The following is an 18420-nucleotide window of genomic DNA, read 5'->3' as shown; positions in this document are numbered from 1 at the left end:
GGTGCCGGACGAAACCGGCAACCGGGAACAGGAACCAATGGGGGAGGAACCGCGCGATGGGAGATGCCGCCCGCAAGCTGCCCGATTATCCATGGCTGGCCTCGTACCCGCCGACGGTGGACTGGGCGATGCCGATCCCGGTCCGGCCGCTGACCGAACTGCTGGAGGGGGCGGTCGCCCGCCATGGCGACAAGCCCTGCCTGAATTTCCTCGGCAAGCGCACCAGCTACCGCGAGTTGGGCCGGCTGGTCGACCGCGCCGCCCGCGGCTTCCAGGCCATCGGGGTGGGCAAGGGGACGCGGGTCGGGCTGTTCCTGCCCAACACGCCCTATTACGTCGTCGCCTTCTTCGCCATCCTGAAGGCCGGCGGCACGGTGGTGAACTTCAACCCGCTCTATGCCGAACGCGAACTGGTCCACCAGATCGGCGACAGCGACATCGACCTGATGGTCACGCTGGACCTGAAGCTGCTGTATGACAAGATGGCGCGGATGCTGGCCGAGACCGGGCTGAAGCGGCTGGTGATCTGCCGCATGGCCGACATCCTGCCCTTCCCGAAGAACTGGCTGTTCCCCATCGCCAAGAAGGCGGAGATCGCGGCGATCCCGCGCGACGACCGCCACATCCCCTTTGCCAGGCTGATCGCAAATGACGGCCGGCCGAGCCCGGTCGTCCTCGATGCGCGGGAGGACGTGGCGGTGCTGCAATACACCGGCGGCACCACCGGCGTGCCGAAGGGCGCGATGCTGACCCACGCCAACCTCTACGCCAACACCATCCAGTGCGCGACCTGGTACGCGGCGAAGGAGCGCAAGCCGGGGGAGGGCGGTGCGGAAGACGGGCAGGAGCGCATGCTGGGCGTGCTGCCGCTGTTCCATGTCTTCGCCATGACCGCGGTGATGAATTTCGGCCTTCATCTGGGGGCGGAGATCATCCTGCTGCCGCGCTTCGAACTGGAGCAGGTGATGCGCACCCTGCAGAAGGAGCGGATCACCCTGTTCCCGGCGGTGCCGACCATCTACACGGCGATCAACCATCACAAGCACCTGAAGGACTACGACCTGTCCTCCATCCGCTTCTGCATGTCGGGCGGGGCGCCGCTGCCGCTGGAGGTGAAGGAGGCGTTCGAGCGCACCACCGGCTGCACGCTGGTGGAAGGCTACGGACTGTCGGAATGCTCGCCCGTCGCGACGGTGAACCCGGCGGTGTTGCATGCGACCAAGAAGGGCTCCATCGGCCTGCCGCTGCCTGGTACGATCATCGAGATCGTCAGCCTGGAGGAGCCGCGCCGCGTCCTGCCCCCCGGCGAGAAGGGCGAGGTCTGCATCCGCGGGCCGCAGGTGATGAAGGGCTATTGGCGCCGCCCGGCCGAAACGGCTGAGACGCTGATCGACGGGCGGCTGCACACCGGCGATGTCGGGATCATGGACGAGGACGGCTACACCACCATCGTCGACCGCATCAAGGACATGATCCTGTGCAGCGGTTTCAACGTCTATCCCCGCAATGTCGAGGAGGCGATCTACCTGCATCCCGCCGTCGCCGAGTGCGTGGTGGCCGGCGTGCCGGACGAGTATCGCGGCCAGACGGTCAAGGCCTATGTCCGGCTCGACGACGGCCAGAGCCTGACCGCCGGGGAGCTGACCGCCTTCCTGAAGGACAAGCTGTCGCCCATCGAGATGCCGAAAGTCGTGGAATTCCGCCAGGAGCTGCCCAAGACCATGATCGGGAAACTGTCCCGCAAGGCCCTGCTGGACGAGGAGCAGGTCAGGCGGACCGCGGCGAAGGATGGCGCCGCATGAGCGCCGACGACCGGAAGGCGGTGCGTGTCCGCATCCAGGGCAAGGTGCAGGGGGTGTGGTATCGTGGCTGGACCGTTGAGCGGGCCGGCACGCTCGGTCTGACCGGCTGGGTGCGCAACCGCAGCGACGGCACGGTGGAGGCCCTGTTCGCCGGCCCCGCCGACACCGTCGACCGCATGCTGGAGGACTGCCGCCGCGGCCCGCCGTCGGCAATCGTCCGCGACGTGGTGTCCGAACCGGAACAGGATCCGGGCATGGCCGGGTTCGAGCAGCGGCCGACGGCATGAGCCCGGCGTTAGCCTTCCGCTAACCATGACGGCGGCATGCTGGCGGTGGATGCGGGTTTTGGGCCTTGTGGTTGAGGGGCGACGGCCGGGATGACCGCCAACAAATCGGATGTGGCCGGGATGAAGGCCATGCTCACCGGCGTCTTCGCCAAGGCGGCGAAGGCGAAGGACAAGGCCGGCCGCAAGCCGGGTGCCGCCCCGACTCCGAAATCCTCCACCGGGCCGGGGCAGGACCCCGCCGTCCGTCTCAGCCTGGGGCCTGTGGCGGTGGAGGATGCGCCGGCACGCCCGTTCCAAGCTCTCCAAGCTTCGGCGGCTGATGATGGCCTTGCCGACCGGCTGGACCCTGCGATCCGGGCGCTGGCGCGCGATCTCGGGCGGCTGCTGACCGCCTTCGGGATGGACGGAAGCGAGGCCGCGGCGGCGGAGGCGGCGCTGGCCGCCCGCTTCGGCGATGCCGAGCGCCGGGCTGCCGTCGCCGCGCTGGATGGCCCGGCGGGCGCTTTGCGGCCCTTGGCAGACGGTGTCCGGCAGGAGGTGGCGGTCGAGCTGAGCGGGATCGGCCTTGCCTTGTCCGATGGAAAGGCGTGCGTGCGGCTGGACGGTGCGGCCCTTGCGCTGGCGCGGGTGCCGGCGGAAGAGAGGGGGAGGGGCTGGCCGCCATCCTCGGCGCCCTCCGCTCCGCCATCCGGCCGGGCAAGGGGCTGACGGTCGAGACCGACCGGGTCGCCATCGACGATCTCGGCCGGGTGATGGAGATTCTGACCGCGGCGATGACCGCGCCGCCGCAAGGTCTGGAAGGCACGGTGATGCTGTCGCCCTCGGGTGCGCCTGCCGATGGCGGGGCGATGGAACTGGCGCTGACGCTGTCAGGCCGGCTGGGAGAGGCGGTCGCCCCCGCACTGCCCGAAGCCAAGCCGGCAAAGGAGCGTCAGCCTGGCGATGTGGTGGGCGAGGTGAAGGAGCGTGGGTTCGATGTCCGGATTTGATGTGCGCGTCCTGGCAGCCCTTTGCCTGTGCGGACTGGTGCTGCCGGGGGCCGCGCCGGCGCTGGCCGGTGCGCTGGAGCGGACGGAGCCCGGCCATCAGGCGCCGCCGCAGCCGGGGGGCAACCTGCCCATCGCCCCGCCCATCGTGCAGTATGCGCTGCCCTCGCAATGGATGACGATCCGTTCCAAGGAGGACTGGCGCAAGGCCGGCAGCTTCGAGAAGGAGTTGAGCAAGGATTGCGCCGCCCTGCGCTTCGGCGAAATCGAGCCGATGCGCTTCCGCGCCTATTACAAGGGCGAGGTGCTGGGCGTCGCCTTCGGCCATGGGCTGAACCTGCGCGACCCCGGCAGGAAGGCCGACCGCAAGAAGATCTACCTGTTCCGCAACGGCGATTCGACCAACTGCACCGTGCAGTCGATGGACAACAAGGACCCGCGGGTGAACCCTGCCGGCAACCAGGCCGCCACCCCGGCCGCCGGCGGGTTCAAGAAGTATTAGACTTCCGACCCATCCCGCATCTCGCCGCCGAACACCTCCGGCCAGGCCGCGATCAGGGCGGAGTCCACATCCTCCATCGTCACCAGCTGGCCCAGCGCCACGATGGAGGTGACGCCATGCTCGGCGATGCCGCAGGGGACGATGCCGCCGAAATGGGACAGGTCCGGCTCGACGTTCAGGGCGATGCCGTGGAAGCTGACCCAGCGGCGCACCCGCACGCCGATGGCGGCGATCTTGTCCTCCTGCCCTTTCAGCCCGCCATAGGGCTGCTTGTCGACCCAGATGCCGACGCGCCCCTCGCGCCGCTCGCCCTTGATGTTGAAGGAGGCGAGCGTGCGGACGATCCACTCCTCCAGGTCGCGGACGAAGCCGCGGATGTCGGCGCCGCGCGCCTTCAGGTCCAGCATGACGTAGGCCACCCGCTGTCCCGGCCCGTGATAGGTGTACTGGCCGCCGCGGCCGCTGCGGTAGACGGGGAAGCGGTCGGCCTCCAGCAGATCCTCGTCCCTGGCACTGGTGCCGGCGGTGTAGAGCGGCGGATGTTCCAGCAGCCAGACCAGTTCCGGTGCCGTGCCGGCGCGGATCGCCTCGACGCGCGCCTCCATCTCGGCGATGGCGTCGGGGTAGGGCACAGGCTCGTCGGAAATGCGCCACTCGATCGGCTGCCGGGCGGCGGAGGTGTCGGGCTGACTGGCGGACAGGCTGGCAGGCTGGCTTGTCAGGGAGGTCATTCGATGGGTTCTCTGATGGCATCGGTGGACCGGCCGGAGGGCCGTTCCGAATTTTTCTTCGCAGAAGATGATTGTAGCGCTTGATCGACCGTCGGGAAGCTGATATCTACCCGCTCCACCCGATGAGGCGCGCAAGCGAGCGTCGGGGACTACCAGCCTGATGCGGTCGTGGCGGAATTGGTAGACGCGCAGCGTTGAGGTCGCTGTGGGGCAACCCGTGGAAGTTCGAGTCTTCTCGACCGCACCACTCTCCCATGCAGATGGGACCATCCCGGGGATACGGGAAAGACGAAAGGCCCGCAGGTCGCAAGACCGAGCGGGCTTTTTCGTGTCCGGGCCCCGGCGTTGCTGGATTTAGCCGGCCAGCGCGTGCAGCAGCTTCGATGCTCCGCCGGCGGCGCGGCGGACATCCTCGAACAGCACCATCATCTCGTAGATCGCCAGGAAGGCGCCGCTGTAGAACCAGGGGCGCCAGCGGTCCTCAATCCGGGCGACCAGCCGGTGAACGCCGTCCATCGGCAGCAGCCGGGCGACCGCCACGGCGCTGAGGATGCCCAGCAGCGCGCCGCCGGTGACGTCGCCAGGGTAATGCAGGCCGAGATAGACCCGCGGCAGCGAGATCACCAGCGCCGCCCACAGGCAGGCCAGCAATCCCCATGGACGGGAGGCGCGGACGAAGGTGGCGGCCAGTGCGAAGCCCAGGGCGGCATTGTCGCTGGGGAAGGAACTCCAGTTCTTCAGCGCCTCGCGGCTCTGGCCGATGGGCGGGACGAAGGGCAGGCCGGCGTCGTGCAACGGTCGGGGCCGGGCCGGCATCACCGCCTGGATCAGGATGGATGCCGCCACCGCCAGCACCACGGCGGCGATGGCGTCCACAACCAGCCGGCGTCCGCCCTGCGTGTCCTCCCGGCGGAACCACAGCCACCACAGCGCCGCGCTGAACAGGCCGAGCTTGACCAGATAGATGTTGGCGATCCCGCGCACCGCCATGTCCAACGCCGCGCTGTGCCCGGCAAACTGTTTCAGCCAGAGCAGCAGCGTCTGGTCGAGGCGATGCAGAGACTCCACACGGCGTCTCCTCGAAAGGACGGGAGGGAGGTGCCAAGTGTTGCGGTTTTATGACAGGGGCGGTCAATGGAGCATCGGAAGACGCCATCCGGGTCAGGGACGGCGGCTTCGGGGTGCCTCTCCCGCCGATGCCTCCCGCTGGCCCCGGGCCATACACTCCCGATTGCAGACAGCGGGTGGCTTCATGAGATGAAGAAGCATTTGATATCGATGTCGATAATATGAAGAAAATATAATCGGCTGAATGATGCTGTCAGAGAACAATTGCCCTGCTGTTTTCTGCCCTACTCTTGCCGCTTATCGAAAGTGGTAATATCCTGCGCTGCGAGAGGCGGAGTGGATGGCGATAAGCCAAGCCATTCAAGATACGGATTGCATGGGGGATTTTATGGCGACTGTCGTGATGATGAAACACCCGCAGACGGGGCTTACCAAGAAGGGGCTGGTCGGGTTCAGCTGGACCACGCTGTTCTTCGGCGGCTTTCCTGCCCTGTTCCGCGGCGACTGGGGGATGGGCCTTCTCCTGACGCTGCTGGCCTTCTTCACCGGTAACATTTCCAGCATCATCGCCGCGTTTCTCTACAACAAGAGCTACACGTCCAAGCTGATCGAGAAGGGCTACGTCTTCGCCGATACCGAGGCGTTGAACAGCCTGGCCCGCGCCAAGCTCGGCGTCGATACGGGTGCCGCGGTGCCGAACCCGACCTGATCGGTCGTGACCGTTCGATCTCGAGGCGGAAAAGACGAAGGGCGGTGCACGGTGCGGCACCGCCCTTCGTCTTTTCCGGCCCCTTGTCCTTTTCAGCGGAACTCGATGTATCGGTCCAGCGTGGCGCGGCGCAGCGCGCGGACGATGTGAGGGGGAGCGCCGCTGGCGACGATGTGGCCGCCGGCCTCCCGGCAGCGGTTGGCCAGGATGAACATCATCCCGATGGCGGCGGAATCGATGAAGGTGACGAAACGCAGGTCGATCCGGACCACCGGTTTGGCCGCGAAATCCCAGTCGCGCAGCATGTCGTGGAAGCGGTTGCCATCCTCATAGGTGCAGCGGCCGGACAACAGGATGCCGTCGCAACCATCGACAGTGGTGAAGGCATACTCCATCGGCCCGTCCGGTCCCTCTCCCCATGATGCGGCGCCTGCGATGCGCTGCGGGCCCATGGGAGCATGAAGGGTTGCGGCGGTGCAAGGGTATGGTGGCAAAAGCGGCCGAGCCGGCCGGCCCCTGCCGAAGCGGGCTGGACAAACGGAGGCGGCGCCTCTATGTCGGGGTCGCTTCCGCCGACACCGGTCCCGTTCCCTTGCAGCGGATTTCCGGAACCGGCCGGAAGGCTTCCACAACCCGCAAACCCTGAACGCCGCCGGCCACCGTCCGATGTCGCGGAGCCGTCTGCCGTTCCCTTGCCGCCGCTTCGGCCTGGCATCCGGGGATTGCATCGTCGAAGGGAGGGTGCCGGCATGCCCACCGATCCCCATGCACCGGTTCCGCGGACGGACAGCGCCGCCAGCGCCCATGGTCATGCCCAGGGACAGGGCCTGGAGGCTGAGGACGAACGTCGCTACGGCGTCGAGCCGGAGTTCGTGGAGGCGATCGCCGGCCTGCTGCGCGCCCGCGAGCGCGATGCCGTGCTGGCGCGGCTGGACGGGCTGCATGCCGCCGACATCGCCGACCTGATCGAACAGGCCGAGCCGGCCGAGCGCGCCGACCTGATCGACCTGCTGCCCACCGAGCTGGATGGCGAGGTGCTGTCCTACCTGAACCCGGACCTGCGCGAATCGCTGATCGGGCGGTTCGAGCCGCAGGAACTGGCCGACGCCGTCGCCGACCTCGACACCGACGACGCGGTGGAACTGATCGAGGATCTGGACGCGGAGACGCGGGCGCAGATCCTGGCGAAGCTGCCCGATGCCGAACGCGCCCTGGTCCAGGAGAACCTGACCTACGACGAGGACAGCGCCGGCCGCATGATGCAGCGCGAGCTGGTCGCGGTGCCGGAATTCTGGACGGTCGGCAAGACCATCGACTTCATCCGGGCGGCGACCGACACGCTGCCGGAGGATTTCTACGACATCTTCATCGTCGATCCGATGCACCGGGTGGTCGGGGCCGTGCCGCTGTCTCGCCTGCTGCGCCAGCGCCGCGCCGTGCGCATCGCCGATCTGGTGACCGGCGAGGTCGACGCCATCCCCGCCACCATGGAGCGGGAGGAGGTGGCGAACCTGTTCCGTCAATATGCCCTGGTGTCGGCCCCGGTGGTCGATGCCGCCGGCCGGCTGATCGGCGTCATCACCGTCGACGACGTCGTGCGCATCATCGACGAGGAGGCGGACGACGACCTGCGCAAGCTGAGCGGGTCGGGCGACAGCGGCGTGTTCAGCGGCATCGGCGACATCGCCCGCAGCCGTGTCGGCTGGCTGATCATCAACCTCGGCACCGCCTTCCTGGCGTCGGGCGTCATCTCGCTGTTCGAGGGCACCATCGAGCAGATCGTGGCGCTGGCGGTGCTGATGCCCATCGTCGCCTCGATGGGCGGCAATGCCGGCACCCAGACGCTGGCGGTCGTCGTCCGCGCGCTCGCGACTCACGACCTGTCGTCGGCCAACGCGATGCGCGTGGTGGGGAAGGAGCTGCTGGTCGGGCTGATCAACGGCGGCATCTTCGCCGTGATGGTCGGGCTGATCGCGCTGGTCTGGTACGGCCCGCTGATCGGCGTCGTCATCGGACTCGCCATGATCATCAATCTGGTGGTGGCGGGCCTGAGCGGAGCGCTGATCCCGCTGGGGCTGGAAAAGCTGGGGGTGGACCCGGCGGTGTCGAGTGCGGTGTTCCTGACGACGGTGACGGACGTCGTCGGCTTCCTGGCATTCCTCGGGCTGGCGTCGGTGTTTTTGCTGTAGGGGAGAGTCTCCCCGCGAGTGCGGGGGAGGGCCGCACAGGGCTTCGGGCTTCAGCCCAGGCCCTTCTGCCCCATCTCCAGGAACTTCTCGCGGCGCTTGGCGCGCAGGGTGACGCCGTCCAGCCCGTCCATTTCGCCCAGCGACTCCTCGATGCAGTCGCCCAGCTTCCTGATCGTCTCGGCCGGGTCGCGGTGGGCGCCGCCGATGGGCTCGCTCACCACATGGTCGATGACGCCCAGTTCCTTCAGGTCCTGGCTGATCAGGCGCAGCGCGATGGCCGCCTCGCCCGCCATGTCGGAGCTGCGCCACAGGATCGACGCGCAGCCTTCCGGCGAGATCACCGAATAGATGGCGTGTTCCAGCATCAGCACGCGGTCGGCGGTGGCGATCGCGATGGCGCCGCCCGAGCCGCCTTCGCCGATGACCGAGGCGACCATCGGCACGTTCAGCCGCAGGCAGCGCTCGATGCTCTTGGCGATGGCCTCGGCCTGGCCGCGCTCCTCCGCCTGGACGCCGGGGAAGGCGCCGGCGGTGTCGACCAGCGAGACCACCGGCAGCTTGAAGCGGTCGGCCAGATCCATCAGGCGCTGGGCCTTGCGGTAGCCTTCCGGCTTCGCCATGCCGAAATTGTGGCGGACGCGCGTTTCGGTGTCGTTGCCCTTCTCCTGGCCGATCACCACCACGGACCGGCCGCGGAAGCGACCCAGACCGCCGATGACCGCACGGTCCTCGGCGAAATGGCGGTCGCCGGCCAGCGGCGTGAAGTCCTCGATCAGGCCATGCACATAGTCCAGGCAGTGCGGCCGATTGGGGTGGCGGGCCACCTGTACCTTCTGCGCGGGCGTGAGCTTGGCGTAGGTCTGCCGCAGGAGCTTGTCGACCTTGGCCTGCAGCTTGGCGACCTCGTCGGCGATGTTGATGTCGCCGGCGTTGGTCAGATGCCGCAACTCCTCGATCTTGCCTTCAAGCTCGGCGATGGGCTTTTCGAATTCCAGGAAGGTCTGCATGCCGGACACAGGTGGTTGGCGAGGCGCACGAAAAATCGCGCGCTTGGTAGCACGCCCGGCGCGCCTGCGCCACAGCGGAAAGATGCGGGGCACCCCGGGAAGGGTTCCGCGACGAACCCACAGGGTTTATCCTCATCCGCCGGGAAATTCCAAGCCTAATCGTTGTCCCGGTTGATCGAGGCGATCCCACCCCATGCGTTCCTTCAAGGACCATTTCTCCGGCCATGCCGGCGACTACCGCGCCTTCCGGCCGAGCTATCCGCCCGGATTGGCAGCCGCCCTGGCCGATGCGGCACCGGCGCGCGGGCTGGCCTGGGACGTCGGCTGCGGCAACGGGCAGTTCTCCGTGGCGCTGGCCGGGCAGTTCGCGGCGGTCCAGGCCACCGACGCCAGCGCGGAGCAGATCGCGCAAGGCCAAGCGCATGACCGCGTCCGCTATGCCGTCGCCCCGGCGGAGGAAAGCGGCCTCCCCGACGGCTGCTGCGACCTGATCGTCGCGGCGCAGGCGGCGCACTGGTTCGACCTCGGGCGCTTCTATGCCGAGGTGAGGCGGGTGGCGAAGCCGGGGGCGGCGGTGGCGCTGGTCTGCTACGGCCGCCAGTGGCTGGACGATCCCGTTCTGGATCCGGTGGTGGAGCGGTTCCACAACGGCACGCTGGGGCCTTACTGGCCGGCCGACCGCTGGAAGGTGATCGAGGGCTATCGCGGCATGGACTTCCCGTTTCCGGAACTGCCGGTGCCGCCGCTGGCGATGGAGGCGGCGTGGCCGCTGCCGCGGCTGCTCGGCTACATGAACACCTGGTCGGGGGTGAAGGCGGCGACCAGGGCGCTGGGCAGCAACCCGCTGGAGGAGTTTGCCGAGGAGATCGCGCCGCTGTGGGGCGACCCGGAGACCGAGCGGCGGATCCGCTGGCCGCTGACGGTCCGGCTGGGGCGGGTGGGGTAGGGGGCGCTGCGTCCCCCTCCTTGACGCTTCGCCTTTTACGCTCCCTCCGCCACCACCCGCTCATAGGCCGGCAGGGTCAGGAAGTCGGCGAAGTCCTCCCGCGCCACCAGATCGCGGAACAGGGCCGCGGCGTCGGTGTAGCGGCCCCCGGCGTAGGCTTCGGCGCCGGCGCGGGCCTTCCAGGCCGACAGCTCCCCGGCGATGACGCGGTCGACGAGGTCCAGCGTCACGGCCTGACCGTCGTCCAGCGCGGTGCCGGTGTGGAGCCATTGCCAGAGCTGGGTGCGGCTGATCTCCGCCGTGGCGGCGTCCTCCATCAGGTTGAACAGCGGGACACAGCCCTGGCCGCGCAGCCACGCCTCGATATAGCCGATGCCGACCGCCACATTGTTGCGCAAGCCCGCCTCGGTCTTCGGCCCGGCGGGCACCGCCAGCAGGTCGGCGGCGGTGACGCTCACGTCGGTGCGCTTGCGGGCGATCTGGTTCGGCGTCGGCATGTAGGCGTCGAACACCTCGCGCGCCACCGGGACCAGCCCGGGATGTGCGACCCAGGTGCCGTCATGGCCGTTGGACGCCTCGCGCTCCTTGTCGGCGCGCACGCGGGAGAAGGCGACCTCGTTGGCCTCCGGGTTGTCCTTGACCGGGATGAAGGCGGCCATGCCGCCGATGGCCGGCGCGTTGCGGCGGTGGCAGGTCTTGACCGCCAGCTGGCTGTAGGCCGACAGGAAGGGGGTGGCCATCGTCACCTCCGCCCGGTCGGGCATGACGGCGGCGGGGTCCTTGCGGAACTTCTTGATGAAGCTGAAGATATAGTCCCAGCGGCCGCAGTTCAGGCCGGCGGAATGCTCGCGCAGCTCATACAGGATCTCGTCCATCTCGAAGGCGGCGAGGATGGTCTCGATCAGCACCGTCGCCTTGATCGAGCCGTGCGGCAGATGGAGATACTCCTCCGCCACCAGGAAGACCTCGCGCCACAGCCGCGCCTCGAAATGGCTTTCCAGCTTGGGCAGGTAGAAATAGGGACCGCTGCCGCGCGCCAGCAGCTCCTTGGCGTTGTGGAAAACATGCAGGCCGAAGTCGAACAGCGCGCCCGACATCGGCTCGCCGTCCATCAGCACATGGCGTTCCTCCAGATGCCAGCCGCGCGGCCGGACCTTGAGCACCGCGGTCTTGTCCCCGAGGCGGTATTTCTTCCCGCTGGCCGGATCCTCGTGGGTGATGGTCCGGCGCACCGCGTCGCGGATGTTGATCTGCCCCTCGACCAGATTGGTCCAGGTCGGACAGGTGGCATCCTCGTAATCGGCCATGAAGACTTTGGCGCCGCTGTTCAGCGCGTTGATGACCATCTTGCGGTCGACCGGGCCGGTGATCTCCACCCGGCGGTCGAGCAGGTCGACGGGCAGCGGGCTGATCGTCCAGTCGGCGTCGCGGATCGCGCGGGTTTCCGGCAGGAAGTCGGGCTTGTGGCCCTGGTCGAGCAATGCCTGCCGCTTGGTCCGCACATCCAGCAGCCGCAGCCGTTCGCCGCCGAAGCGCCCCTCCAGCTCCGCCAGGAAGGCCATTGCCTCCGGCGTCAGGATCTCCTCGAAACCGGGGTTGATCGGACCGCGGACCTCAAGACCCGACATGCTGGTGACCATCGTGCTGCTCCCCATCCCGTATCGTGGCGAACCGCTCTGCCGGCGGTTGGCAACTGGTATAACACGGCAAACGAGCAGCCCGGGGACGGCCTAAGGTCGCAGATGGGCCGGCGGGATCAGCCCGTGCTTCTTCAGCATGCCGCGCAGCTGGTGATAGCCCAGCCCCAGCAACTCGGCGGTCTGGCGCTGGTTGAAGCGGTTGCGCTCCAGCGCGTCGCGCAGGATAGATTCCTCGAAAGCGCGGACCTGATCGAGGATGCCGCCATCGAAGGCGGGGACGGCGGCGGAGACGGGGACGGGGGCCTGCGTTGTGGGAGGCGCCGCCTCGACGCGTGCCGCCTCTTGGCGGGCATTCGGGGCCGCGGCCGGACGCCAGGGCGACTCGAAGGGGTCGAGGACGATGTGGTCGAGCGGCTCGTCGGGGTCGGCGGCGGCGACGGAGCGCTCCACCGCGTTGCGCAGCTCGCGCACGTTGCCGGGCCAGTCATGGCCGCGCAGCCGGTCGAGGGCAGCATCGGTGAAGCCGGGGAACAGCGGGCGTTGCAGCTCGCGCACCATGCCATGGGCGAAATGCTCGGCCAGCGGCGGGATGTCGGCGGGGCGGGCGCGCAGCGGCGGCAGGGTCACCACATCGAAGGCCAGCCGGTCGAGCAGGTCGGCGCGGAAGCGGCCGGCGGCGGCCAGCGCCGGCAGGTCGGCGTTGGTGGCGCCGACGACCCGGACATCGACGGTGGCGGTGCGCCCGCCGACCCGCTCGATCTCGCCATACTCGACGGCGCGCAGCAGCTTTTCCTGAACGGCGGGGGAGGCGGTGGCGATCTCGTCGAGGAACAGGGTGCCGCCGTCGGCCTGCTCGATCCGGCCGATCTGCCGGCGGGTGGCGCCGGTGAAGGCCCCGGCCTCATGCCCGAACAGCTCCGAATCCAGCAGCGACTCCGGCAGGGCCGCGCAGTTCACCTTGACGAAGGGACGGTCCCACCGCTGCGACAGGTAGTGCAGCCGGGCGGCGATCAGCTCCTTGCCGGTCCCGCGCTCGCCGATCACCAGCACCGGCCGTTCCAGCGGCGCCACCCGCGACACATGTGCCAGCGCCGCCAGGAAGGCGGGCGATTCGCCGAGCAGGGAAGGCGGAGTGGCGGACATCGTGGATTTTGCCAATGGTTCGCTGATTTGACGACTATATCGTCTAAATGGCGATGCGGCAATCCACGGGTTTGAGCAGTGCGAACTGCCCGATGTCCAGGCGTTCCAACGGGTTGGAGCCTTTTCGGCCGAACTGGCACGGTGGTTGCGATAGCTCTGTCATGGCAAGGAGGTCATCCATGAGCGACTTCAGCGATTTCCGCCGCCGCTACGGCGGTGACCGCTTCACCGCGTCGCAGGGGCGCCCGCTGGCGCGCCGCGTGCGCAACTATCTCGCCACCCGGCCGGCCGAAAGCTGGCTGTTCTTCTTCGCCGGCATCGTCGCCGGCGCCATCCTCGGCTGATTGACGGGATACCTATCATGAGCATCTTTTCGCGCCTGACCGACATCGTGCAGTCGAACCTCAACTCCCTGCTCGACCGCGCCGAGGAGCCGGAGAAGCTGATCCGCCTGATCATCCAGGAGATGGAAGACACGCTGGTCGAGGTGCGCTCCTCCACCGTCAAGATCATCGCGGAGAAGAAGGAGATCGAACGCCGCGTCGCCGATCTCCGCCGCGAGCGCGACGAGTGGGACCGCAAGGCCGAGGTGGCACTGACCGCCGGCCGCGAGGATCTCGCCAAGGGCGCCCTGATGGCCAAGTCGAAGGTCGCCGAGCAGGCCGACACGCTGACCGAACAGCTGGTGCAGGTCGAAGCGGCCCTGTCCAAGGCCAACGAGGACATCGGCCGCCTGCAGGCCAAGCTGGCCGACGCCAAGGCCCGCGAGAAGGCGCTGGTGGCCCGCACCCAGACCGCGGCCAACCGCGTCAAGGTGCGCGGCGCCCTGCATGACGAGCGCATCAACGAGGCGCTGTCGCGCTTCGAGCAGGTCGAGCGCAACCTGGACGAGCTGGAGGGCCGCGTCGAGTCCTACGACATCGGCCGCACCAAGAGCCTGACCGAGGAGATCGCCGAACTTGAGGCGAGCCAGAAGGTCGAGGAGGATCTGGCCGCGCTGAAGGCCCGTGTCGCCGCCCGCCGCAACGGCTGACGGCGGATCGGACCCGGCCGCCGGGGTGGGGCTTCGAGGCCCCACCCACTCCCCTCACGACAATAAGAAGGCCCGACGACCATGGGGTTCCTGGGTTTCGTCCTTGCGGTGCTGTTCCTGGTGGTGGTGGCGCCGGTCTGGATCGTCTTCCACTACATCACCAAATGGCGCTCGCAGCGCGGGCTGTCCGCGCAGGACGAACGGCTTCTGGCCGAACTGTGGGAAATCTCCAACCGGCTGGAGACTCGCGTCCATGCGCTGGAACGCGTGCTGGACGCCGAGGCGCCGAATTGGCGCAACAAGCTGTGACGGTGGTTCGCCGGCTGTAGCGCGCCTTTTCAGGCAGTTTCATTCAATATTTGGGAGGAGTCATGGACCGCGCGTCCCCTTACGACTCGCCGAATCCGCACCGGCTCTACCGCGACCCGCAGCGCGGGGTGCTGGGCGGGGTGTGCACGGGCATCGCCGATTACTTCGGGATGCAGCCGGGCGTCGTCCGGCTGGCGATGCTAGTCGCCCTGTTCTTCTTTTCGGTGCCGCTGGTGATCGCCTATGTCATCGCGCTGATCGTGCTGCCGGTGCGTCCGCCGCAGCTGTACCGCGATGCCGAGGAAGAGGCGTTCTGGCGGACGGTGTCGACCAAGCCCGACCGCTCGCTCGCGGGCCTGACCCAGCGCTTCCGCGACATGGAGAAGCGGATCGTCGGGATGGAAGCCTACGTCGCCTCGAAGGAATTCGAGCTGAACCGCGCGATCCGCGATCTGGATCGCTGATTGCCTCAGAGATTGCCTCAGAATGAGCCGGTCCGCCGATCCCCGACCGGGGTCGGGGGGCCGGTGACGTCAGCGCCGCTGGCGGCGCCGGTCGCGGACGCGGATCGGAATCGGTTTGGGCGTCGGCATCGTGGCGATCAGACCGGCCAACGCCGCAGCCGTCGCCACCGCACCACCCAGCAGAACGAGATCCATCATAGGCCCTCCACCATCGAGATCCCCGCGTTCACCCACATGGTGAAGCAGATGGTTACAACATGGTAGCGAAAAGAGTGACTGACAACATCTCCGCCCATTGCGGTCGCCCCTAGGTCACACCGCCAGGGGACACCGGAGGCGGCGTCCGGGCCTTGATCCAAATCACGGGCTGGGCCGTTATTGGTCGAAAGGACAGAGAGCCGTCTTTTCCAGATGGGAAGGGGCAGGCGCTTTGTCGAATCGCCGCCCTTTGACGGAGCCCCGCCCCGATGTCCGAAAGCAGCCTTCACCAACGCGCCTCCCGCCGGCGCAAATCCCTGCTCCGCGGTGCTTTGATGCTGAACGGGGCGTCGGTGGTGGTGACGGCGCTGTTGTTCGTCCTGCTGCTGTCGCTGGTGGCGCCGCCGATGGGGCTGAACGCGCCCGGCGCGCGGATGGCGCTGTGGGCCCGGCTGGCTCTGTGGCCGGCGCTGCTGCTGTTCGGCATGGTCGCCGGCGTGATGGCGATGCGCGGCCGCAGCCAGGCCTTCAACCCGATCGAGGATCCCGAGTCGCGCGGCCAGCGCGTCTGCCAGCGGGTGCTGGCCAACAGCGTGGAACAGTCCGCCATCTTCGTCCCGGCTCTGGCAGCCCTGGTCGCCACCCTGCCGCAGCCCTCGCTGGGAGCGGCGGTGGTGGCGACCGGCCTGTTCGTGCTGGGGCGGCTGCTGTTCTGGGCGGGGTATCTGGTGCATCCCTTCGCGCGGGCGCCGGGCATGGCGATGACGCTGACCGTCAATCTGATCGTGCTGGGCTGGGCCGTTCTGCTGCAACTGGGCGGGATGCAGCCCGGCTGACGGGTTTGTCCGCAGATTTTCTTTCCAGTGGGGCAGCGCTGGCCGGGGCCGCGGTCTTCGCCAGATGCAGCCAGCGATTATAGGCCTCCACACTGACCGGCGCCCGGTGCTTCCGCCCGATGCGGACGATCTCCGGCAGGGCCAGCAGCACCTTCAGATCGGTCAGGCGTGGGCCGTTGCGCAGGTTCTTCCAGCTGTTGCCGGCCCAGCTGCGCGCCAGCCGCCACGCCATCAACGACGACGGGCAGCGCGCCACCTCGCGGATCAGGTCGTTGCGGTGGTTGTAGAAGCGCTCCATCCCCGGCTTGCGGCCCTTCTCGCTCTTGTCGTGGTAGACCATGACGTCGGGCAATGCCACGACGCGGTAGCCGGCGCCGACCAGCCGCAGGCAGCGATCCTTCTCCTCGCCCTGGCGGTAGAGCTCCGGCATGTAGAGACCGACCTGCTCCACGGCGCTTCGCCGCAGCAGATGGCCGCATCCGACATACCAGGGCACGTCGAACGGAGCGGCGCCCTTGGGAAAATAGACCAGCCCGTCGCGCGTCTCGATGTTGCAGGCGACGGCGGCGACCTCCGGATTCTCCTCCAGATAGGCGACGCAGCGGGCGAGCCCGTCCGGATCCTCGAACCAGCTGTCGTCGTCGACAGACAGGATGCAGTCGCCGGTGGTGTTCACGAAACCGAAGTTGCGGGCCAGGATCAGCCCGCCATTGTGCGGCTGGCGGACGTAGCGGACGGTGGGGAACTCCGCCCGCATCATGGCGCCGGTGCCATCGCTGGAGCCGTCGTCGATGACGATGATCTCCATCGGCGGGGTGGTCTGGGTCATCAGCCGGGTCAGCGCGATGCGCAGTTCCGGCCCGCGGTTGTAGGTGGCGATGACGGCGCTGACGCTCAGCGTCATGACGGCCTCCTTCCGACGTAATTGGGCGGTGCCACCACCGGGCGAAGCGGGTCGTCGTCCAGGATGCCCCAGGCGCGCAAGGCTCGCGTCAGCCCGATCCACAGCAGGATCGGCAGCAGCGAGAAGAAGCCGAACTTCACAATGGTGATGTTGCCGTCGCGGAACCATTGCAGGCACAGCGGCAGGAAGGCGCAATAGAACAGCACGGCATAGCGGTTGCGGAATCCGCTGGTCCAGAACCAGCGGTGCAGGCGGCCGAGGATCAGGCCGACCACCACCATGGTGACGATCATGCCGATCCAGCCGGCGCTCATCCAGCCGTCGCCGGGCAGCGAGGTGGTCAGGTTGTAGAAGACGCCGTAGTCGTTCAGGTCCACCCATTTCACCGGCGCGCCCACCGGCTTGCCCGGCCACAGCAGGCGGGGGATCGGCTCGGTGAACAGCTGCAGATACTGGGTGAACCAGGTGTAGGTCGCAGATTGCTTCGGCACCACCCACAGGATGTAGGCGAGGAAGTCGAAGTTCGCCAGATCCTGGCCGGCCAGCGCGTCGAGCGCCCGGCCGCTGCCGCTGCCGCCGTTGAACTTCAGCAGGACGGAGGCGGGCGCGTCGCCGGCCAGCACGTCGCGGAAGGCGTCGCGGTTGTTGCCCAGCACGGTGAACAGCCCCATCACCGGGATGGCCGCCAGCACATGCCACAGCCGGAACCATTTGGTGCGGCTGCGGTACAGCATCAGCAGCACCAGACCCAGGATGCCCATGATGATGGCCCAGCGGCCCCAGCCCAGATAGGCGCGGTAGGCGACGAAGCCGGCGAAGGGGATGAAGGACAGCGGGTGGAAGCGGCAGACCCAGATCAGCCCCAGCGTCAGCGGCAGGCCCATCGAATGGGCCTCCGCGATGTAGCCGGTGGTGTTGGTGTAGATCGGCTGGCCGGTCAGCGGGTCGCGCTCCATCTGCACGTCGCCGGTGCCGTCGAAACTGGCGCCGCCCTGGCGCTGGACCGCCGAATAGATGGCGAGCGGACCCAGTAGCGCCGCGGTGGTCAGGAAGGCGACGATGTCGACGCGGTCGAAGGTGAAGGCCGGCGCCGGCTCGCCGTTCGGGGTCCAATCGGGCCGGACCAGACCCGCCCAGATGCAGGCGGCGGAAAAAGCGATCAACGCCACCGAACTGACCACCAGCGTCATGACGAACTGCTGCTCGCTCGGCCAGAATCCCATGAACAGCCAGACATCGTCGAAATGCTGGGTGTGGACCAGGACCGGCCGCATGACGAAGACCAGGGTGTGGAAGATCAGGTACAGCGTCAGCGGATGGAACATCGACGCGCTGCCGGAGCTGAGGTACACCGCGGTCACCAGCACCAGCACCAGGACCTGCGCGATCAGCGCCATTTCGATCATCGGCAAACCGTCCCCGGTTGTAGGCTCCGCCTGGACAGACAGGCGATCCGCAGGCAAACGGGTACGACCGGCCGGTCAGGCTAGGATGAAAAGCCAGCCTATACGTCCCGTCCCGGTCGGGCAGGTGTGCAGAGGGCGTGGCCCCTTCGCACCCGCACACCCCCTTCGCGCTTTTGCCGGTGCCGTTGGCCTGGGTCAGTCTCCCCCCTTCGGCGGCCTTCACGGCTGTTTCGCCCGGCCGCCATTTTGGAGGAGGTTCT

General features: G+C 68.0%; 22 protein-coding genes and 1 tRNA gene. 14 read left to right on the top strand and 9 right to left on the bottom strand.

What is annotated here, in order from left to right; genetic code table 11:
* Nucleotides 1-56: 56 nt before the first annotated feature.
* From ACWPN8_RS14055 to ACWPN8_RS14035, 5 genes are all read left to right on the top strand, one after another.
* Nucleotides 57-1802, top strand: coding sequence for a long-chain-fatty-acid--CoA ligase (locus tag ACWPN8_RS14055; RefSeq protein ID WP_109445402.1), 1746 nt, complete (start codon nt 57-59; stop codon nt 1800-1802).
* Entirely contained in the window at nt 1799-2089 is a 291-nt protein-coding gene (locus tag ACWPN8_RS14050; RefSeq protein WP_492241171.1) for an acylphosphatase, read from the top strand. Before ACWPN8_RS14055 ends, ACWPN8_RS14050 begins: the two co-directional genes overlap by 4 nt.
* A gap of 90 nt (nt 2090-2179) precedes the next feature.
* A complete protein-coding gene (locus ACWPN8_RS14045) occupies nt 2180-2797 on the top strand; it encodes a hypothetical protein (protein WP_492241170.1) in 618 nt (205 codons plus the stop codon).
* Nucleotides 2798-2841: 44 nt separating this feature from the next.
* Entirely contained in the window at nt 2842-3078 is a 237-nt protein-coding gene (locus ACWPN8_RS14040; protein ID WP_492241169.1) for a hypothetical protein, read from the top strand.
* Nucleotides 3065-3577, top strand: coding sequence for a hypothetical protein (locus ACWPN8_RS14035; protein WP_492241168.1), 513 nt, complete (start codon nt 3065-3067; stop codon nt 3575-3577). The genes ACWPN8_RS14040 and ACWPN8_RS14035 overlap by 14 nt, the downstream gene beginning before the upstream one ends.
* Here the strand turns inward: ACWPN8_RS14035 and lipB are convergent.
* Entirely contained in the window at nt 3574-4308 is a 735-nt protein-coding gene (gene lipB, locus ACWPN8_RS14030; RefSeq protein ID WP_109445406.1) for a lipoyl(octanoyl) transferase LipB, read from the bottom strand. The two genes, ACWPN8_RS14035 and lipB, sit on opposite strands and share 4 nt — an antisense overlap.
* Nucleotides 4309-4470: 162 nt before the next feature.
* Here lipB and ACWPN8_RS14025 point away from each other — a divergent pair.
* Nucleotides 4471-4555: transfer RNA gene (locus ACWPN8_RS14025), tRNA-Leu, on the top strand.
* 107 nt (nt 4556-4662) lie between these two features.
* Here ACWPN8_RS14025 and ACWPN8_RS14020 read toward each other — a convergent pair.
* Nucleotides 4663-5376, bottom strand: coding sequence for a phosphatase PAP2 family protein (locus tag ACWPN8_RS14020; protein WP_492241167.1), 714 nt, complete (start codon nt 5374-5376; stop codon nt 4663-4665).
* 403 nt (nt 5377-5779) lie between these two features.
* Between ACWPN8_RS14020 and ACWPN8_RS14015 the strand changes: the two genes are divergently transcribed.
* Nucleotides 5780-6085, top strand: coding sequence for a hypothetical protein (locus tag ACWPN8_RS14015; RefSeq protein WP_492241166.1), 306 nt, complete (start codon nt 5780-5782; stop codon nt 6083-6085).
* A 92-nt stretch (nt 6086-6177) separates the two neighbouring features.
* Here the strand turns inward: ACWPN8_RS14015 and ACWPN8_RS14010 are convergent, their stop codons facing one another.
* Entirely contained in the window at nt 6178-6480 is a 303-nt protein-coding gene (locus ACWPN8_RS14010; protein WP_109445408.1) for an STAS domain-containing protein, read from the bottom strand.
* 354 nt (nt 6481-6834) lie between these two features.
* On the opposite strand from ACWPN8_RS14010, the gene mgtE reads away from it, so the two are divergent.
* Entirely contained in the window at nt 6835-8274 is a 1440-nt protein-coding gene (mgtE, locus tag ACWPN8_RS14005) for a magnesium transporter (protein ID WP_492241165.1), read from the top strand.
* Between the two features lie 50 nt (nt 8275-8324).
* On the opposite strand, the gene ACWPN8_RS14000 is transcribed toward mgtE, so the two are convergent.
* Entirely contained in the window at nt 8325-9281 is a 957-nt protein-coding gene (locus tag ACWPN8_RS14000; RefSeq protein WP_109445410.1) for an acetyl-CoA carboxylase carboxyltransferase subunit alpha, read from the bottom strand.
* Between the two features lie 193 nt (nt 9282-9474).
* Here ACWPN8_RS14000 and ACWPN8_RS13995 point away from each other — a divergent pair, with 193 nt between their 5' ends.
* A complete protein-coding gene (locus ACWPN8_RS13995; protein WP_492241164.1) occupies nt 9475-10227 on the top strand; it encodes a class I SAM-dependent methyltransferase in 753 nt (250 codons plus the stop codon).
* A 35-nt stretch (nt 10228-10262) separates the two neighbouring features.
* On the opposite strand, the gene aceB is transcribed toward ACWPN8_RS13995, so the two are convergent.
* Both aceB and pspF read right to left on the bottom strand, forming a co-directional pair.
* Nucleotides 10263-11867, bottom strand: a complete 1605-nt coding sequence (gene aceB / locus ACWPN8_RS13990; protein WP_492241163.1) for a malate synthase A — start codon at nt 11865-11867, stop codon at nt 10263-10265.
* Between the two features lie 90 nt (nt 11868-11957).
* Nucleotides 11958-13010, bottom strand: coding sequence for a phage shock protein operon transcriptional activator (gene pspF / locus ACWPN8_RS13985; protein ID WP_492241162.1), 1053 nt, complete (start codon nt 13008-13010; stop codon nt 11958-11960).
* A gap of 179 nt (nt 13011-13189) precedes the next feature.
* Between pspF and ACWPN8_RS13980 the strand changes: the two genes are divergently transcribed.
* From ACWPN8_RS13980 to pspC, 4 genes are all read left to right on the top strand, one after another.
* Nucleotides 13190-13354 carry a hypothetical protein gene (locus tag ACWPN8_RS13980; RefSeq protein ID WP_199237550.1) on the top strand — a complete coding sequence of 55 codons (165 nt, stop codon included), beginning with the start codon at nt 13190-13192 and terminating at the stop codon, nt 13352-13354.
* 17 nt (nt 13355-13371) lie between these two features.
* Nucleotides 13372-14043, top strand: coding sequence for a phage shock protein PspA (gene pspA / locus ACWPN8_RS13975; RefSeq protein ID WP_109445414.1), 672 nt, complete (start codon nt 13372-13374; stop codon nt 14041-14043).
* Nucleotides 14044-14124: 81 nt separating this feature from the next.
* Entirely contained in the window at nt 14125-14352 is a 228-nt protein-coding gene (pspB, locus tag ACWPN8_RS13970) for an envelope stress response membrane protein PspB (RefSeq protein ID WP_109051986.1), read from the top strand.
* Between the two features lie 62 nt (nt 14353-14414).
* Nucleotides 14415-14816 (top strand): envelope stress response membrane protein PspC, encoded by a 402-nt coding sequence (gene pspC, locus ACWPN8_RS13965; RefSeq protein WP_109445415.1) that lies wholly within the window; start codon nt 14415-14417, stop codon nt 14814-14816.
* 69 nt (nt 14817-14885) lie between these two features.
* Here the strand turns inward: pspC and ACWPN8_RS13960 are convergent, their stop codons facing one another.
* The gene (locus ACWPN8_RS13960; RefSeq protein WP_256379242.1) at nt 14886-15014 is read right to left on the bottom strand and encodes a hypothetical protein; all 129 of its coding nucleotides are present in this window, start codon (nt 15012-15014) and stop codon (nt 14886-14888) included.
* A 269-nt stretch (nt 15015-15283) separates the two neighbouring features.
* Here ACWPN8_RS13960 and ACWPN8_RS13955 point away from each other — a divergent pair, with 269 nt between their 5' ends.
* Complete coding sequence (locus ACWPN8_RS13955) at nt 15284-15850, top strand: MAPEG family protein (RefSeq protein WP_492241161.1); 567 nt, start codon at nt 15284-15286, stop codon at nt 15848-15850.
* Here ACWPN8_RS13955 and ACWPN8_RS13950 read toward each other — a convergent pair.
* Both ACWPN8_RS13950 and ACWPN8_RS13945 read right to left on the bottom strand, forming a co-directional pair.
* Nucleotides 15789-16754, bottom strand: coding sequence for a glycosyltransferase family 2 protein (locus tag ACWPN8_RS13950; protein WP_492241160.1), 966 nt, complete (start codon nt 16752-16754; stop codon nt 15789-15791). The two genes, ACWPN8_RS13955 and ACWPN8_RS13950, sit on opposite strands and share 62 nt — an antisense overlap.
* A complete protein-coding gene (locus ACWPN8_RS13945; protein WP_492241159.1) occupies nt 16751-18160 on the bottom strand; it encodes an O-antigen polymerase in 1410 nt (469 codons plus the stop codon). The genes ACWPN8_RS13950 and ACWPN8_RS13945 overlap by 4 nt, the downstream gene beginning before the upstream one ends.
* Between the last annotated feature and the right edge of the window lie 260 nt (nt 18161-18420).

The organism is Azospirillum sp. UENF 112521, from assembly GCF_058780665.1.
Note: the sequence above shows the minus strand (reverse complement) of the source record. Positions and strands in the feature narration are given on the sequence as shown.